The sequence below is a fragment of the Rhodococcus sp. (in: high G+C Gram-positive bacteria) genome, assembly GCF_049299235.1.
In the GTDB taxonomy this organism is placed as follows: Bacteria; Actinomycetota; Actinomycetes; order Mycobacteriales; family Mycobacteriaceae; genus Rhodococcus.
Genome location: NZ_JBAQXC010000145.1, coordinates 14,467 through 30,723, shown reverse-complemented (window position 1 = coordinate 30,723; position 16,257 = coordinate 14,467). Strand labels below are relative to the sequence as shown.

General features: G+C 66.2%; 17 protein-coding genes. 8 read left to right on the top strand and 9 right to left on the bottom strand.

The genetic code is table 11. The features are described from left to right. The first annotated feature begins 175 nt into the window (after positions 1-175). The 5 genes from WAX14_RS08980 to WAX14_RS08960 all read left to right on the top strand — a co-directional run bounded on the left by WAX14_RS08980 (position 176) and on the right by WAX14_RS08960 (position 3,862). Positions 176-625 (top strand): universal stress protein, encoded by a 450-nt coding sequence (locus tag WAX14_RS08980; RefSeq protein ID WP_006553198.1) that lies wholly within the window; start codon positions 176-178, stop codon positions 623-625. Positions 626-647: 22 nt separating this feature from the next. Continuing rightward, the gene (locus WAX14_RS08975) at positions 648-1,184 is read left to right on the top strand and encodes a PaaI family thioesterase (protein ID WP_006553199.1); all 537 of its coding nucleotides are present in this window, start codon (positions 648-650) and stop codon (positions 1,182-1,184) included. 128 nt (positions 1,185-1,312) lie between these two features. Further along, on the top strand, positions 1,313-1,930 hold the full coding sequence (locus WAX14_RS08970; RefSeq protein WP_006553200.1) for a recombinase family protein: 618 nt from the start codon (positions 1,313-1,315) through the stop codon (positions 1,928-1,930). A 385-nt stretch (positions 1,931-2,315) separates the two neighbouring features. Continuing rightward, positions 2,316-3,059 (top strand): TetR/AcrR family transcriptional regulator, encoded by a 744-nt coding sequence (locus WAX14_RS08965; RefSeq protein ID WP_422627734.1) that lies wholly within the window; start codon positions 2,316-2,318, stop codon positions 3,057-3,059. A 44-nt stretch (positions 3,060-3,103) separates the two neighbouring features. Continuing rightward, positions 3,104-3,862 (top strand): cutinase family protein, encoded by a 759-nt coding sequence (locus WAX14_RS08960; RefSeq protein ID WP_422627733.1) that lies wholly within the window; start codon positions 3,104-3,106, stop codon positions 3,860-3,862. A 137-nt stretch (positions 3,863-3,999) separates the two neighbouring features. On the opposite strand, the gene WAX14_RS08955 is transcribed toward WAX14_RS08960, so the two are convergent. Beyond that, positions 4,000-5,316, bottom strand: coding sequence for a hypothetical protein (locus WAX14_RS08955; protein ID WP_422627732.1), 1,317 nt, complete (start codon positions 5,314-5,316; stop codon positions 4,000-4,002). 160 nt (positions 5,317-5,476) lie between these two features. On the opposite strand from WAX14_RS08955, the gene WAX14_RS08950 reads away from it, so the two are divergent. Next, positions 5,477-6,427 (top strand): DUF808 domain-containing protein, encoded by a 951-nt coding sequence (locus tag WAX14_RS08950; RefSeq protein WP_422627738.1) that lies wholly within the window; start codon positions 5,477-5,479, stop codon positions 6,425-6,427. A 19-nt stretch (positions 6,428-6,446) separates the two neighbouring features. On the opposite strand, the gene WAX14_RS08945 is transcribed toward WAX14_RS08950, so the two are convergent. Together WAX14_RS08945 and WAX14_RS08940 are read right to left on the bottom strand one after the other, a co-directional pair. After that, a complete protein-coding gene (locus tag WAX14_RS08945; RefSeq protein WP_422627731.1) occupies positions 6,447-7,049 on the bottom strand; it encodes a phosphoribosylanthranilate isomerase in 603 nt (200 codons plus the stop codon). A gap of 135 nt (positions 7,050-7,184) precedes the next feature. Continuing rightward, entirely contained in the window at positions 7,185-8,147 is a 963-nt protein-coding gene (locus tag WAX14_RS08940) for a dipeptidase (protein ID WP_422627730.1), read from the bottom strand. A gap of 144 nt (positions 8,148-8,291) precedes the next feature. Here WAX14_RS08940 and WAX14_RS08935 point away from each other — a divergent pair, with 144 nt between their 5' ends. Then, positions 8,292-9,875, top strand: coding sequence for an L-lactate permease (locus WAX14_RS08935; RefSeq protein WP_422627737.1), 1,584 nt, complete (start codon positions 8,292-8,294; stop codon positions 9,873-9,875). A 36-nt stretch (positions 9,876-9,911) separates the two neighbouring features. Here WAX14_RS08935 and WAX14_RS08930 read toward each other — a convergent pair whose 3' ends face one another. From WAX14_RS08930 to WAX14_RS08920, 3 genes are read right to left on the bottom strand one after another with little or no spacing between them, the layout of a single operon-like run. Further along, positions 9,912-10,415, bottom strand: coding sequence for a nuclear transport factor 2 family protein (locus WAX14_RS08930; RefSeq protein WP_422627729.1), 504 nt, complete (start codon positions 10,413-10,415; stop codon positions 9,912-9,914). Positions 10,416-10,461: 46 nt separating this feature from the next. Continuing rightward, positions 10,462-11,319: an SDR family NAD(P)-dependent oxidoreductase gene (locus WAX14_RS08925; RefSeq protein WP_422627736.1), complete on the bottom strand. Its 858-nt coding sequence runs from the start codon at positions 11,317-11,319 to the stop codon at positions 10,462-10,464. A 52-nt stretch (positions 11,320-11,371) separates the two neighbouring features. Continuing rightward, a complete protein-coding gene (locus tag WAX14_RS08920; RefSeq protein ID WP_422627728.1) occupies positions 11,372-11,995 on the bottom strand; it encodes a putative immunity protein in 624 nt (207 codons plus the stop codon). Between the two features lie 293 nt (positions 11,996-12,288). On the opposite strand from WAX14_RS08920, the gene WAX14_RS08915 reads away from it, so the two are divergent. Next, the gene (locus WAX14_RS08915) at positions 12,289-13,005 is read left to right on the top strand and encodes a hypothetical protein (protein ID WP_422627727.1); all 717 of its coding nucleotides are present in this window, start codon (positions 12,289-12,291) and stop codon (positions 13,003-13,005) included. 243 nt (positions 13,006-13,248) lie between these two features. Here the strand turns inward: WAX14_RS08915 and WAX14_RS08910 are convergent, their stop codons facing one another. From WAX14_RS08910 to dnaB, 3 genes are all read right to left on the bottom strand, one after another. Further along, positions 13,249-13,677 (bottom strand): hypothetical protein, encoded by a 429-nt coding sequence (locus WAX14_RS08910; RefSeq protein ID WP_422627726.1) that lies wholly within the window; start codon positions 13,675-13,677, stop codon positions 13,249-13,251. A 111-nt stretch (positions 13,678-13,788) separates the two neighbouring features. Beyond that, the gene (locus tag WAX14_RS08905; protein ID WP_422627725.1) at positions 13,789-13,956 is read right to left on the bottom strand and encodes a hypothetical protein; all 168 of its coding nucleotides are present in this window, start codon (positions 13,954-13,956) and stop codon (positions 13,789-13,791) included. A gap of 70 nt (positions 13,957-14,026) precedes the next feature. Further along, a complete protein-coding gene (gene dnaB / locus WAX14_RS08900) occupies positions 14,027-16,225 on the bottom strand; it encodes a replicative DNA helicase (RefSeq protein WP_422627724.1) in 2,199 nt (732 codons plus the stop codon). Between the last annotated feature and the right edge of the window lie 32 nt (positions 16,226-16,257).

Here is a 16,257-nt window from a genome sequence, read left to right as displayed (position 1 = left end):
CGCCAAGGCCGCGTTCGTGCACGGCAGCGGCCAGGCCGCGCTCGCCCTGGCCGCCCTCACCACCGTCGGGGCGATCGTGCTGGCAGTACTGGCCCCCGGCCGCGCACCACGCCGCCGATACATCTCGACCATTTCCCCCGCAAAACACGCTCCCTTCTCGTGAAAGACGCCCGTCATGACGGCCTATCGCACGATCATCGTCGACACCGACGGATCCGACCGCTCCTACCGTGTGGTCGACCACGCCGCCGAACTCGCCCACGCCACCCACGCCCGGCTCCTGATCATCTGCGCCCGCCACCACATCGACGCACGTGAGCTCGGGGCGGACCTCGACCGGCTCGGACCCGACGCCTACCAGCTACGCGGCACCACTCCCACCGAGGCCATCCTGCGGACCGCCCACCAGCACGCCCTCGCCCACGGCGCCACCGACATCGAAACCCACATCCTGTCCGAACCCGCCCCGCACGCGCTGCTGCACCTGGCCGCCGCCACCGGCGCCGACCTCATTGTCACCGCCGATCCCCACCGGCCACCGCTGCTGGCCCGGCTGCTGACTACCCCACCGATCGAGCTCGCCCGCAAAGCCCACTGCGACATCCTCTTCACCACCGCACGGTAGACACACCCCACAGAAAGCGCCCATGACCGAGAACACACCCAGCACCCATACACCCGAGCCCCGACAGGTCCCGGACTGGATTCCCGCCTTCCCTGTGCTCGCACCCGACTCCGCCGACCTGCCACCCCACCACGACCACTGCCTCGGCTGCGGACCGGCCAACCCCCACGGCCACCAGCTACGCGCCCGCCGCGACGCACACGGCGTCCACGCCCACCACCGCTTCGACTCTCGCCACGTCGGCGCCCCCGCGATCGCCCACGGCGGCGCGGTCGCCACCGTCCTCGACGAACTGTTCGGACTCTTGCTCTACACCGTCGGGGAACCCGCGGTCACCCGCCACCTTGCCATCGACTACCTCGCCCCGATCCTGCTCGACACCCCTTACACCCTCCGCGCCCACATCCACGCCCGCGACGGCCGCAAACTCCACCTGCAAGCCACCATCGAAAACGACCACGCCCACGTGATCACCACCGCCACCGCCCTGTTCCTCACCGTCGACGTCAACCACTTCCTCACCCACAACACACCCCCACACACCGATAACACCCCCTGACCTGTTCCGTAACCGGATCGGCCACCGGGACACCACGCAGAGCCAACGTCGGCCCAGCTCACCGGTGTTCCGTAGAGGTGTTCCGCTGACTGTGCCGGTCAACCCCCGCTATCTGGAACACTTTCGGCATGGGTGAGCCGTTCCGCGTCGGATACTGCCGCTGCTCCACCGACGAACAAGACGTCGAGATCCAAACCGAGCAGCTATTGGCGCTCGGAGTGCCGCGTGAGCGGATCTTCATCGACAAAGGGTTCTCCGGGACCACCCGCAAGAACCGGGCCGGGCTCGACAACGCACTCGCCGCCGTCACCTCCGCCGCGGCGGCCATCGACGGGCGACAGGTAGTGCTGACCACGCCGAAGTTCGACCGATTCGCACGCAACATGGCCGAAGCAGGCCAGACCCTGACCGAACTGCGCGAGCGCGAGGTGCTGTTCGGACTCGGGAGCTCGATCTACGACTGGAACGACCCGTTCGGCAAGCTCTTCCTGCAAACCTTGGCCATGGTCGCCGAATTCGAGGCCAACCTCAACCACCTACGCACCCGCGAGGGCATGGCCAAGGCCCGCGCGAAAGGCAGGCTCAAGGGCAAGCAGCCGAAACTTCCTCTCACGGCACGGAAAACAATCCACCGCCGCTACCACGACCCCGCCGACGACGCGAGCCTGGCGGACCTGGCCGAGGAATACAGCGTCGGCCGCTCCACCATCCACCGCATCGTCAGCAGTGCTGCACCACGAGCCTGAGAATTCACCAGCCTGTCGTCAGGATCCCGCTACTTTGCACTTCCTGACAACCTTGGGTTGCGGGCCCTTACGTCCCACACGAGTTCTGGCCCGAATCGGATCGTCGGCGAGCTGGGCGGATACGCCGCGCCCGCCAGGAGCCGGTGGCGAGACAGACGATCGTTTCGACCCAACAGGCCGAGCGGATCACCGACCGGGCACTACGCCATATCCGCCCGATTTTCGGCAAATGCTACGGCTACCCCTCTCCGCACCGGTTGAATGTTGCAATGAAACAAGTACAGTTTCGTTGTAACATGAGAGCACATCGACACGACCCTCACGGAAGATTCACGAATTGGGTCACGGCACGTCATCCTGGAGGAGGCAATACAGGAAGGAACCCGTGGAATCTGCATCATCCACCCGGACCGAGGTGTCCAGGTCGACGTCTCTTCTCGAACGCGCCTACACGCAGGCCGTCGAACCCATCGACGACACCGACGCGACCCGAACACGCCTACTCGACGCCGCCTACGATCAGTTCTGCAGGATGGGAATCCAGCGGTCCACGATGGAGGAAATCGCCAAGCGCGCCAAACTTTCCCGTATCACGATCTACCGGAAATTCGACACGAAGGAAGCGCTCGTCGACCAGGTGGTCCTGCGGGAGTTCAGTCGGTACTTCACCCGATTCATCGAAGACGTCGCCGACGCCCCCACCGTCGCGGACCGGGTGACCCTCGGCTTCGTGAGTTCACTGCGGACGATCCGCACCAATCCCCTCGTCGCAGGACTGATCGAAACCGATCCCACCTCGTTCGCCGGTGCGATCATCGGAACCGACGGCGAAATGCTCTCTGCAGTACAAACTTTCGTTTCAGGTCAGCTGCGACGCGAACAGGCGTCCGGCAACGTCACCGCAGAAATCGACGTCGACCTCGTCGCAGAAATGATGGTCCGCATCACCGGATCGTTCCTCGCATTCCCCAGCCGCATCGTCGACCTCGACGACGATGCCGCGCTGACCACGATCGCCCACCGGTTCCTCGTACCGATGCTGACGGTGCCACGACCGGCATCCCCCGCAAATCCGATCACGCGCCGAGGATCGACCGAACGCACGACATCGGAGACACCACGCCCTTGATAGCGTCGACCCGAACCAGGGGACGGACCAGGGGGGGACTCGGCATGCACGTGCGCTCGACGGCACTGCAGATCAGCACGATCATCGGCCTGATCGCGATGGCCACCGGCGTCACAACGACCCCCGCCGCAGCGTCTCCACCGCAACGCGAGACGTGTTCGGCGACGATCGTCGTCGGGGTCGACGGCACCCTCAAGGTCGGCAAACCCACATCAACGGTGCATCCGATCCTCGAAGCGCTCGCCGAGCGCGGGGCACAGACCTCCCGGATCGACTATCCCGGCGAGATCAGCCCACTCGGCACCCACACCTACGACCGGTCCAAGGAGATCGGCATCGACGAGTTGCGCGAGCAGATCGCCCGCGCGCACACTGCCTGCCCGGACACAGCAGTCCGCGTCGTCGGCTTCTCGCAGGGTGCGGCGATCGCGGGTGATGTCCTCGCCGAACTCGCCCGCGACCCGGACCGTCCGCAGGATCTCGCCGGGCTACTGATCGCCGACCCACGCACCCCCGGAACCGGAGCCGAGGTCGTCACGCCGGGCGCGCTGCCCGGCGCGTCGATGACCGGGGAACGTCCAGGATTCGGAACTGTCCCGGTCGCCACGGTCTGCGCCGTGGGGGACGCAGTGTGCGACATGGTCGATCCGCACACGGATCCCGTGCAGGCAGCGCACCGGATCGCAGGATATTTCGAGTTGCACCAGCACTACGGGACATTGACCGTCGACGGCCGCCCGTTCGTCGAAGCGATGGTCGACCTCGTCGAGCAGCCGCGCCCCACCACCATCCGGATCGGCTGAGTAGAGCACTGTTCGGGATCGTGATGCCAGCTCTCGCGTACACCGGCCTGCTGCTGTCGCCGAGGTTCCCGATGGGGATGTCCCGGGTGCTGCACCCGCACGCTTTCCCGGCTATTTCCCTTCGTGCCGAACGGTTTTCAGGCAGTAGGCACCGGGCGCCGACGCAACCACACCATCGCGGCGCCGCAGGCGACGATCGATACAACGGAGACACCCACCGAGATCGACGTCCACGCGCTCGGTACCCACTCCGGCACCTGGCCGGTGTCGCCACCGGAGAGAGGCGCGTCGGTGAGCGGCGTGTAGGCGGTCCACCCGAACTGCGCCATCAACGGTAGCGACATCACGGCCGGCATGGTCAGCGCCGTCGTCGTCACCGGCGCGGTGGATGGCAGAGACGCGACGATCGTGTAGCCGGCCGCGAACGGCACCGCGAAGATCGTCGCCGCCAGATTCAGGTTGTCCCAGGGCGCCCGTTCGACAATCGCCGTCGCCGCGGCGAGCGCCAACACTCCGACGCCGATCAGCGGCACCGGGTATCGGCGACCCAGCCACACCCCGGCGGCCACCAGCAGCAGCGGAATCGACAGCATCGGCCAAGTGCCGGCCACGACGTCCGCCGCGGCGGCGACGGACACGAACAGCGCCGCTGCGGCGAGGAGCACCGTCCCGGTCCGGTCCCGCAGCCACAGGGCAGCGACGATCACGATCGGTACCACCACGATGCCCAGCAGCCATCGACCTTGATCGAAATCCTCCGACTGCATGTACACGGCACGGTGGAACGACCAGTGCAGCACGACCGCGACGATCGGGATACCGACGCCGACCACCAGTTCACGTACGACCACCGGTTCACTCCGGCCGTCGGTGTCGAATCCACCGACCACCAACGCCGCAACGGTCATCAGGATCGTGGCCACCGCGAGCACCAACCACACGGTGTCGACGGGCTGCTCGCTCACCGCCAGGTAGTCCGCATAGCGACCGGGTGTACCCGCGAACTGCCGGTACTCGGCGATCGGGGACGCGGCCACCACACCGGCGACGGCACCACCGGCGAGTGCACTCTGCTGCGGTAATCGCCGCGGCTCGTGGCACGCCGCAGCCAGTGCACCCTCGCGGCACGCCGCAGCCAGTGCACCGAGAAGCAGACCGGCGCCGACTGTCGCGACATACATGTCGTAGCGCCACGCACCCGGCAACGCCACGATCCCGACCAGGGCAGCCCCGGCGAGGACCGCCGTCGCCACCGTCGAACGCGCACGGCACAACGCGGCGGTGAGGACCGCGACGACCGATCCCACCGCGACGGCGCCCGTGTCGGAGGCGAACACCGGGCCCGGGCCGAATCCGGTGGTCAGCGGATAGGTCGCGAAGCCAGGCTCCGCCAGCACCATCGCCGCCGTGAAACCACCCACGACGAGCAGGACATATCCGAGCACACGCGCCATGTCGTCCACCCTGGCCGAACGATCCGGCCCGGTCGCGGTGACACGCCGCGGTCCGGGACGCTCCGCCGTGCGGGTCGCCGTCGATTCGGTACCGTTCAAGTCGGCGCGCAACCGTGTGTCGTTTCGCTCGGTCGGCACAGCCGATATGTGGGAGGTTCCCGTGGCTGGTGGTCTCGTCGCCCTGCTCGACGACGTTGCGGTACTCGCGAAGGCGGCAGCGGCGTCCCTCGACGACATCGGTGCCGCAGCAGGCAAGGCCAGCATCAAGGCGGCTGGTGTGGTCGTCGACGATACGGCCGTCACCCCCCGCTACGTGCACGGATTCACTCCCGAACGTGAACTTCCGATCATCCGCAAGATCGCGATCGGCTCGATCCGGAACAAGCTGCTGATCATCCTGCCGGTCGCGATGCTGCTGAGTCAGTTCCTGCCGCAGGCTTTGCCGTACCTGCTGATCGCGGGTGGCCTGTTCCTGTGTTTCGAAGGAGCCGAAAAGGTCTACGAGGCGCTCAGCGGCGGGCACCACGCCGAAGAGGCGACGGCAACCCAGAAGGGTCCCGAGTTCGAGAAGGCGATGGTCGGTGGCGCGATCCGCACCGACCTGATCCTGTCCGCCGAGATCATGGTGATCTCACTGTCCTCGGTCGAGTCCGAACCGTTCTTCACCCGACTCGCGGTGCTGGTCGTCGTCGCGTTCTTCATCACCGCGCTGGTGTACGGGGTGGTCGCGCTCATCGTGAAGATGGACGACGTGGGCTTGGCGCTCGCCGGACGCGAGTCGACGTTCAGCCGGAAGGTCGGCCGGGGACTGGTTGCCGCGATGCCGAAGGTGATGTCGGTGCTGACCGTCGTCGGTATCGCCGCGATGCTGTGGGTCGGTGGGCACATCCTGCTCGTCAACGTCGGCGAAGCCGGGTTCCACTGGCCCGCCGATCGCCTCCACGACGTCGAGCACTGGTTCGGTGAACTCGTGCACGGCGGATTCGGTGGTGTCCTGTCGTGGACGGCGGGCACGGTGACCTCCGCGCTCGTCGGCCTCGTCCTCGGTGCGATCGTCGTGTTGATCGTGCACCTGATCCCGAAGCGGAAGAAGAGCGCGGCGGCGCACTGACGGCGGCGGCAGTCGGCCTCTACGCACCGGCCCCGCGTACCGCGTCCGCGAAGGCCCTCATCAGAGCGGGGTCCTTGACCCCGCGGCTCGACTCGATGCCGCTGGACACGTCGACGCCCCACGCCCCGGAGGTCGTGACCGCCCGCGCGACGTTCTCGGCGTTCAGTCCGCCGGCGAGAATCCACCGCCCGGACGGAAGATCGCTGCGATCGCGCCAATCCCAGGTGATCCCGGCGCCGGCGACCGTCCCGTCGACGAGCAGCAGATCGGCACCGAAGTCGTCGGTGAGCGTATCGGCTCCGCCCGTGTTCACCGCGCGGATCACGGTGAGTCCGGCGTCGTGCAGTACGCGCACATCGTCTCCGGAACGCAGATCGTGGACCTGAACATGATCGAGATGTGCCGCGGTCGCGGTCGCGACGATCTCGTCGAGCGGCATTTTCACGTACACCCCGACCGCGAGGACACCCGCGGGGACCCTCGACCGGAGACGCGCCGCCTGCGCCACGGACACCCGGCGCGGACTCTCCGCGAAGACGAAACCGACTGCATCGACGCCGAGTTCGACGGCCAGATCCACCGTCGCCTCGTCGCGCAATCCGCACATCTTGATGAACGTCATCGGGCACCTTCCGTGGTCGTGCCATCGAGGATATTGCAGGGTCCGGCGGTGCCGGCAGCGGAGGTCAGGGCGGTTGGCGAGCACGCGGACATCCGCGCGCGACCGACAGCGCGCGGATGTCCTTCTCCTGCGTGGTTACCGCTCGCCGCCCCAGGATTGCTCGGCGACGCGGAAGCAGTTCTCCCCGAGCACTTTCCGGATCTCCGCATCGGCCCATCCGCGTCCGGTCAGATACTCACCGAGGGTGACGAGTGTTTCCGGCGGCATCCACCGGATCGGCCCCCAGCGCGTGTAGCTCTCGTCGAACAACTCGGGGTTGTTGCGTAGTTCGGCGAGGAAATCGGGGTAGTCGAAGGAAAAGTCGCTGCTGATCCCGACGTGGTCGATGCCGACCAGTTCGACGGCGTATTCCAGGTGCCGCGTCATCGCGTCGAGGGTCGGGGTGTTCGGTCCCAGAAAGATGCCGACACCGGTGATCGCCACGACACCACCCGTTGCCGCACACGCACGTGCCTGGTCGTCGGTGATGTTGCGTGGATGCTCCCACACCGATCGCATACACGAATGGCTGTAGACCATCGGCCTCGTGGTCACCGCGCACATGTCCAGCCCCGTGCGCGCGCTGCAATGCGAGCCGTCCGGGACGATCCCGACCCGGTTCATCTCGGCGACGAGTCGCGCACCCCATGCGGTCAGGCCCGTGTCCGCGGCATCGAGGCAGCCGGAGCCCGCGCGATTCGCGTGGTTGTAGGTGGGCAGCAGTGTTCGCACACCGAGGTCGGCGAGAACAGCGAGGTTGCCGAGATCGCCGTCGAGCGGCGCGGAATCCTCCAGATCGAAGACGACCGCGGTGTCCCCAGCCCTGGTGATGTCGGTGACATCACCGGTCGTGTTCGCCAGCCGCAGTCGCGGATGCGCACCGACCTCGGTGCGATAGTGCGCGAGCAGCGCCGTGGTGTCCGCGAACGAGTGCGGCGCATACCCCGCGTTGACGGAGACGAGCGCGCCGCCGGGGCGGTGGTAGCGGGTCAGTGGCTCGATATCGGTGCCGACCCGCAGCGGCAGGCAGGTGTGCTGGTCCCACAGGAACGACGACATGACTACCGATGATGCCGGATCATCGGTGAACGAACAGCCCGGCGGGAACGGAGCACGCGGACTTCAGCTCACCGACGATTGGTTAGCGTGCTATCCGATTTGCTACCGTCTCGCGTCGACGCAGTACGGAGAGGTCTGGTGGCGATGGTGTTCATTCAGCAGGTCGCCCCGGTGCAAGGGTCGCTGGCGCTGTCGGCGCTCGTCGGCTGCATCCCGCTGGCCACGATGTTCACCTTTCTCGCGGTGTTCCGCGTCAAGGCACACTGGTCGGCGCTGGCCGCCCTCACCACCGCACTGGGGATCGCCGTCGTCGCCTTCGGGATGCCGGTCGGCCAGGCGCTGAGCGCGGGTGCGGAGGGCGCGGCGTTCGGGTTGTTCCCGATCATGTGGACGGTCGTCAATGCCGTCTGGATCTACACGATGACCGTCGAAGGCGGCCTCTTCGACGCGCTGCGACGATCGTTCGCCGGGATATCCCGCGATCGCCGCGTGCAGGCAATTGTCGTCGCCTTCCTGTTCGGGGCCATGCTCGAGGGTGTCGCCGGGTTCGGCACACCGGTCGTCATCGCGACGGTCATGTTGATGACGTTGGGTTTCGGACCGGTCCGCGCCGCCGGTGTCGCCCTGGTTGCCAACACCGTCGTGACACCGTTCGGGGTGCTCGGCACGCCGACCCTGACGATGTCCCGGGTGACCGGCATGCCGATCGACGAGGTCGCCGCCGCCGCGGCGCGGCAGGTTCCGGTGCTGGCGCTGGTGGTGCCCCTGGTACTGATAGTGCTGATCGACGGCCGACGCGGACTGCGCGAGACGTGGCCCGTGGCGCTCGTCGTCGGAGTCGCCTTCGCCGGAGCTCAATTCATCTGCGCGACATTCGGTTTTGTCGGGCTGAGCGACATCGTCGCGGCGATCGTGGGGCTCGGTGCCCTGATGGTGCTCCTGCGGTTCTGGCAACCTCGAACATCGACGGAACTCGAAGCCGCGCATGCCGATGCGGACTCCGTGCGGAACACTCGCGCCCAAACGGTCCGCGCCTATGCGCCCTACCTGGTCTTGCTGGCGGTGGTCGGTATCAGCCAGATCGGTCCGGTACACCGGGCCCTGAATGCCGCCGGTGGGCAGATCACGTGGCCGGGACTCGATATCGCGGCCCCGGACGGTTCGACACCGTCCGTCACCACCTTTCACCTCAATTGGCTGTCGTCGCCCGGCACGCTGGTGTTCGTGGCGGGACTGGCGATCATTCCGATCGCGGGAATGTCCGCCGCCGACGGCTTCCGGTGCTATGTCGCAGCACTCGTGCGTCTGCGCTGGGCGATCCTGACCGTGGCGTCGGTGCTCGCGTTGGCCTACGTGATGAATCTGTCGGGGCAGACGATCACGATCGGGCACTGGATGGCCTCGGCCGGTGTCCTGTTCGCGGTGTTGTCGCCCGTGCTCGGCTGGCTGGGCGTCGCCGCCACCGGGTCGAACACCTCGTCCAATGCGCTCTTCGGTGCCCTGCAGGTGACCGCGGCCGGTCAGGCCGGATTGAATCCGCAGGTCCTCGTGGCCGCCAACATGAGTGGCGGCACTCTCGGCACCGTCTTGTCACCACAGAATCTCGCGCTCGTCGCGTCCGAAGGGACACTCGCAGGCAAGGAAGGTCATCTGCTACGAAAGATGTTGCCGCTGAGTCTTATCGGCCTGGTCGCGCTCGCGGGATTGGTGTTCGTCCAGGCCCGGTAATCGGCCGAGGATACCCGTGACCGTCGGGAACAGCCGTCACACTGCGCCGCCGAACACTCCCGCCGTCACCACGGCATCATCGGGCAAACTGCGCTTGATGAACCACGTCTCGACGAAGTGACACTTCGACATCTTCCACTCGCCGTCCTCGAGGCGGTATTCGTCGTCGTACTCGCCGGTCGAGACCATTTCGGTGCGGTCGAGCAGGTTCACCTGACGGAACCGGAGGGTCCAGCGTCCGCGCGCCGTACCATCGCCGGTGATGGTGATCTCGGGATGCATGCCGTGGTGCATGTCGTAGATGACGTATTCGCCGTCGACCTTGTGCAGCGCGACCTGGGTGAAGATCGCGGCCATCGGGTCGGCGTCGTCGAAGGCGCCGAGCCTGCCGTAGTCGATTACGGCACCCGAATAGATGAAGCAGTCACGGAACGTCTTCGGGTCCTTGGCATCACAGGCCCGCCAGTACCGGTACTTGAGGTTCTTGATGGCCTCGATCTGTTCGAGATTGTCGATCCGTCGCACCAGGTCTGTTGTCATGCTGATCTCCCTTTGTCGTGGCTCGTCCCGGTCGGGTGACGGTTCGTCAGTCGATGACGGCGTCCGAATACACCGGCGGATTGCCGAGGAAGGGACGATGCGACGGCGGTTGCCGGTCCTCGAGGTCGGTCACGCCGAGTTCCTGCCCGATCTCCGCACCGATCAGCACCTGACCACTGCGTTCCAGCAGCTTCGGGTCGCGCGCGAGGGCATCGATCACCCGTCCGGTGAATTCCGGGGATTCCGCGGTGGCGGCCAAACCGTCGTATGCGCCGGGATTGGCGGCGAACGCGGCGAGCGTGCGCTCGGTCTTGAGCAGACCCATCCAGATCGAGACGACCGCGACACCGAACGGCCGGAAGTCGACGGCCATGTCGTGGGCCATCTTGTCGACCGCGGCCTTGCCCGCACCGTATGCGGGTCCGTGCATGTAGCAGGTGCCGCCGAACGACGACGTGTTCACCACGAGCCCGGCTCCGTTCGCGACGAGCAGCGGCGCGGCGTAGTAGCTGGACACGTACGTCGAGCGCATGCCCACGTCGAGGATGTCGAGGAGCGACAGCGGCTTCTCCCAGAACGGCCCCTTCGTCGCCAGCGCATCAGGCACCGTCAGGGCATTGTTGACCAGGATGTCGAGCCGTCCGTGTTCTGCGCGCACCTGCTCGAACAACGCCTGGACCTGGGCGTCGTCGCTGTGGTCGACGACGACGGGAACGCCGGTACCGCCGCGGCGGGTGATCTCGTCGGCGGTGGCGAACACCGTGCCGGGCAGCGGTGAATCTCCCTCGGACTTCGTGCGTCCGGTGACGTACACCGTCGCTCCCGTCTCGCCCAACGCCAACGCGATGCCCTTGCCCGCGCCCCGGCTGGCTCCGGTGACGACCACGACCCGATCCGAATCCATACCCACCATGCACTCCGTGTCGACCGTCGGGAGATCACACACCGGGTGTGACCTATGTCCCATCGATTGAACCGAATCGACCATCGCTTCCGAGCGCTTCTCCCGATGGCCGGGAGTGGGGGTCGCAGTCGACGTCGAGGACCGTCGCACGGAGCGAAGCGTCCAGGGAACTCATGAGCTGCGCCACGCGGTCCTTGCCACGCGGCGCGCTGGGATACCGGTCGAGCACGTCAGTCAACATGGGTGTGGCGCGTTGCCGTGCCTGCTCGATCAGCTCGTTCCCGACGTCGGGATCGCCGTCCGCGATCAACTCACCAATGCGCGCTGCGCTTGCGGCAGCACGCAAGATGTGGCCGACCTGGTGGGATTTGGCGATCGGGTGGAGGTATGCGGCAGACGCCGCATCACCGGCGGCGCGGGCAGCGAGTCGGGCGGCCTCGGTGGGTGCCCCCTTCGCGGCTCGGTGTGCGTCCAGTGACGTCACGCGCTGCAGGTTGGTTCTCCTCGCACCGTTGACGAACTCCCACGCGGCAGCGATGGCCGCCTGTGGCCGAGGATCATCGGGGCACACGGCCTCGAACACCGGTAGGACACTTTGAGCGCTGTCCGCCGCATAGCGGGCGACAGCTCGCAGTTCCTCGACGGTGAGCTCGAAGTCGCCGGACACAGTCGTCATGATCCGAGCTTCTCACCGAGCGGGTCGACGACGACAGGTTCCCCAGCCGTGGAACCTCGATATCACGTGGCTCGAGGACCCATCACCGACCGACGCAGCCGAGGTCGCCAACCGGGACTGATCCACCGAGTCCACCCGAATACGGCGACCCGATGAATGTGTAGGGATTCGTTGGTACGGCTGCATATTCGAGTCCTGCATACTCATGACCTCTCGAGGTAGAGGTTCCCTGGCGCCGAACCACCGGGGAACTATCCGATACAGACCATCCCGAACACGAACAAGGAGCCATCGTGGTATTCGAGGTCAAGGCCACTGACCGGGTGCGATCAACGGGAGACACGGCGTGCGAGGTCCACCCCGATGTCTTCATCGACCGACAGGGTCGGGTCTTCGCAACCGCCGAGACCGTCGTCGAGCACGCGGACATTCCCACTGGAATCCACGAGATCGGCCAGGCCGAGGACCCCGACATCTTCGTCGTCGAGGACGCTGCGATCGAACTCGCGATCGACTGGATCCGGGTGCTGTCCGACGATTCGCGGGCCGAAGAGCGGATAAAGCAGAAATCCCGGTCTCGGTGGGCCACGTCCTCCGGACCCATTCAGCACATGCGCCCCGACATCGACTGGACCTCGCTACGTCGTCAAAGGCAACGACGCGACAGACGGAGCGTGGAGTTCGAGGTGCGCGCATCGCATCTCTCCGATCAAGACCTGACCTGCGAAATCTACCCCGACGTGTTCGTCAGCAGGCACAGCAGAGCTGTCTTTTCCAGGCTGTCCGGTATGGCCATGCAACAACCCGGCGACATCGTCGCAGCACTGCCCGTGGGAACCCAGGAGTGGCTCACCGTCCACGGCTTGGAGAATGCCACCAGATGGGTGGGCACGGTCGCAGCGCTTCACGACAAGTTCTGGCTCAAACATCACGGAGGCGACCTGTTCGTCCGCAGGCCGGTCGGACCGATGGGTCCTTCGTGTCCGCCACGCAATGTGCTGAGCTGCTGATCCAGCATCGCGACTGTGCCTCGGTGTGGGTGAGGATCCCCGATCATGCATGGTTCTGTGTAGAGGCAACCCACAACACTGCCGGCGGAGGACGGCTGTCGAGTGCAGTGCGGATTAGCCGGACACACCGCTGCAGATCGACGGATCTCGGGCGTGTCGAAAGACATCGCTAATGTACTTGGCAGCAGTCCCGATTGGTCGCGCGTGTCCGTCCACCCTGCCGGCACTTGCCAACGGCGCGGGTCAGCAACGGCAAACCGCCCGACTGCTTCCCCATGCCTTTAGCCTCGATCTTTCTTCCTGCTGGCGTGCTTGCCTGATCAGTTCGGGTGTGACTTCGCCGTCGACGATGGCGTACAGGTGCTCGACTCGGGCCTTCTTCGCCTCGTAGTCCGGATCTTTGGACCGTTTCCACGTTTTCACTTTTTGAAAGGAGACACCCTCCTCTCGGAGCAGCACGCGCAGACCTTCGTGACTGATGTCGTCGATCACCCCCTCGGCGACCAGGAACTCAACGAGTTTGGTCAGGCTCCAGGTCGAGAACGGCAGATCGTGTTCGGTCGGGACCGATGTGGCGATCTTCTTGATCTCCCGGCGTTCCGGGAGGGTGAATTTCTTGGGCCGGCCGCCGGCGTATTTCGGGTACAGCGATTCGAAGCCGTCGGTGCCCAAAGTTGTGGATCACATCGCGGACCCGGTCGGCGCTGGTGAAGGCGACTTCGGCGATTTTGGGCACCGGCATGTTCTGGGCGGAGAGCAGGATCATCTGGGCGCGTCGCCAGGTCACCACCGATCCGGTGCCGCGGCGGATGATCCGCACCAGCCGTGTGCCTTCGTCGTCGTCGAGTTCTCGCACTCGTACTCGTTCTGCCACTCGACCAGGTTGACCGATCCCGTGGCCGACACGCCGTAACCGGTCGGCGTGTCGGCGAGAACGGGGCGAAGGTTCACGGGTGCGGCCCTAGTTAAACTACCGTCGCATTCCGCTAATCTTCGCTGCATCTCGACAAACAGCAGCGGCTCAGCCTCGCGCCATGTCCACGAACCGCGACAGGTGCAGTTGGTGCGCGACCGTGATCGTGGCCGTCGGGCCGTTACGGTGCTTGCCGACGATGAGGTCGGCTTCGCCGCCGCGCGGGTCGTCGCGTTCGAAGGCGTCGGGCCGGTGCAGCAGGATGACCATGTCTGCGTCCTGCTCGAGCGATCCCGATTCACGAAGGTCGGAGACCTGCGGCCGCTTGTCGGTCCGCTGCTCGGGCCCACGGTTGAGCTGACACACCGCGACGACGGGGACCTCGAGTTCCTTCGCGAGAAGTTTGAGGCTACGCGAGAACTCGGAGACTTCCTGCTGCCGCGACTCGACCTTCTTGCCGGACGACATGAGCTGGAGGTAGTCGATGACGATGAGCCGGATGTCGTGTTTCTGCTTGAGCCGCCGTGCTTTTGCGCGGATCTCCATCATCGTCAGGTTGGGGGAGTCGTCGATGAACAGCGGGGCCTCGCTGATCTCGCTCATCCGCCGGGCGAGGCGGGTCCAGTCGTCGTCGGTCATGCGCCCGGATCGCATGTCGCCGAGTTTGATCTTCGCTTCGGCAGAAAGCAGTCGCATGACGATTTCCGTCTTGCCCATTTCCAGGGAGAAGATCACCGACGCCATACCGTGTTTGATGGAGCACGACCGCATGAAGTCCATGCTGAGCGTCGAATTGTGGGTGGGGATCATCGACCGGCCCGCCAAATACAGGTGTTCGCCGTCGACCTCGACGCACCGCACCGGCACCGACGCGACGGGGCGGACCGCGACGATGCGGCGTTCCTGCGCAACCACCAGCCGATTCTCCTTGTGCTGCAAGGCTTTACTGGGCAACACAAAGACGTCGTCGTCGGCGGCGAAGGATACCGACCCGGCATCGAGGATGCGGGTGTAGCCGAGGCCGGAGATCAATTCGGCGACGCCGGCGAGCAGCCGCGGACAGTCCGTCGCGAAACGGACGGTGCCGTCGGTGAGGACGGTGCCCCCGGCGTCGAGGATACCGGCGAGGAGGTCGCGGCGCTGCCGTTCCGAGGCACGCAGGTATGCCTGGGGAATGTGAGCGCCGAGCGTCACGAGTTCTGCGGCGAAGTCGCCCTCGCCGTCCATCCGCATGTGCAGGTCCGGGTCCTCGGACGGGCCGCCGAGCCAGGCGCCGAGCATGAACGGCGCCACCGGCAGGTCCGCGTCGGGGAGCGCCAGCGGAGTACTGTTCGCGACGATGTGCCCGTCTGCGACGGTCGCGGCGAGTTCGCCGGTGGTGCGGATGCCGGCGGCCGTTCGCCACTGGTGTTGTTCGTCGGCGACGACGACGGTGCCGTCGGAGAACGCGACGTCGTAGCACGGCCGGCCGGTCAGCACGGGGGTGGTGGCGACGACACGGGTGGGTGCGCCGTGCGCGTCGAGCAGCAGATCGCCCACCGCGACCTCGCCCATCGTGGTCCACCCGCGGGGGGTGGGCAGGGGAGTGTCGAGTGCGAGTGCCTTGCCCACACCGGGACGTGCGGCGACGATGATCATCTGACCGGCGTGCAGGCCGTTGGTGAGTTCGTCCAGTTCGGCGAACCCGGTGGGAACCCCGAGGGAAATACCACCGCGGCTGGCGATGGAGTCGATTTCGTCCATCGTCGGCTGCAGGAGTTCTTCGAGGGGAACGAAGTCCTCGGTGGTGCGGCGTTCGGCGACGTCGAAGATCTCGGCCTGGGCCCGGTCGACGACCTCGGCCACGTCCTGGCCGTCGGCACCCGCATAGCCGTATTGGACGATGCGGGTGCCCGCTTCGACAAGCCGCCGCAGCACGGCCTTCTCCGCGACGATCTCGGCGTAGTAGCTGGCATTGGCCGCCGTCGGCACCGTCTGGGTCAGCGTGACGAGATAGGCGGCACCACCGAGACGCTTCAGTTCGCCGCGGCGGTCCAGTTCGGCGGACACCGTCACCGGGTCGGCGGGTTCACCGCGGCTGTAGAGGTCGAGAATCGAGTCGTAGACAACCTGGTGCGCCGGCCGGTAGAAGTCGCCGGGGCGCAGCACCTCGAGAACGTCGGCGATGGCGTCCTTGCTGAGCAGCATGCCGCCGAGTACCGACTGTTCGGCCACCATGTCGTGCGGGGGTTGCCTGCCGAAGTCTCCGCCCGGTTCTTCCGGCGGATCGCCATAGTCGGAATGGCCTCGATCGTCCACAACAGCCACGCGATGCCATCCTTCCCCATCCGCATTTCACG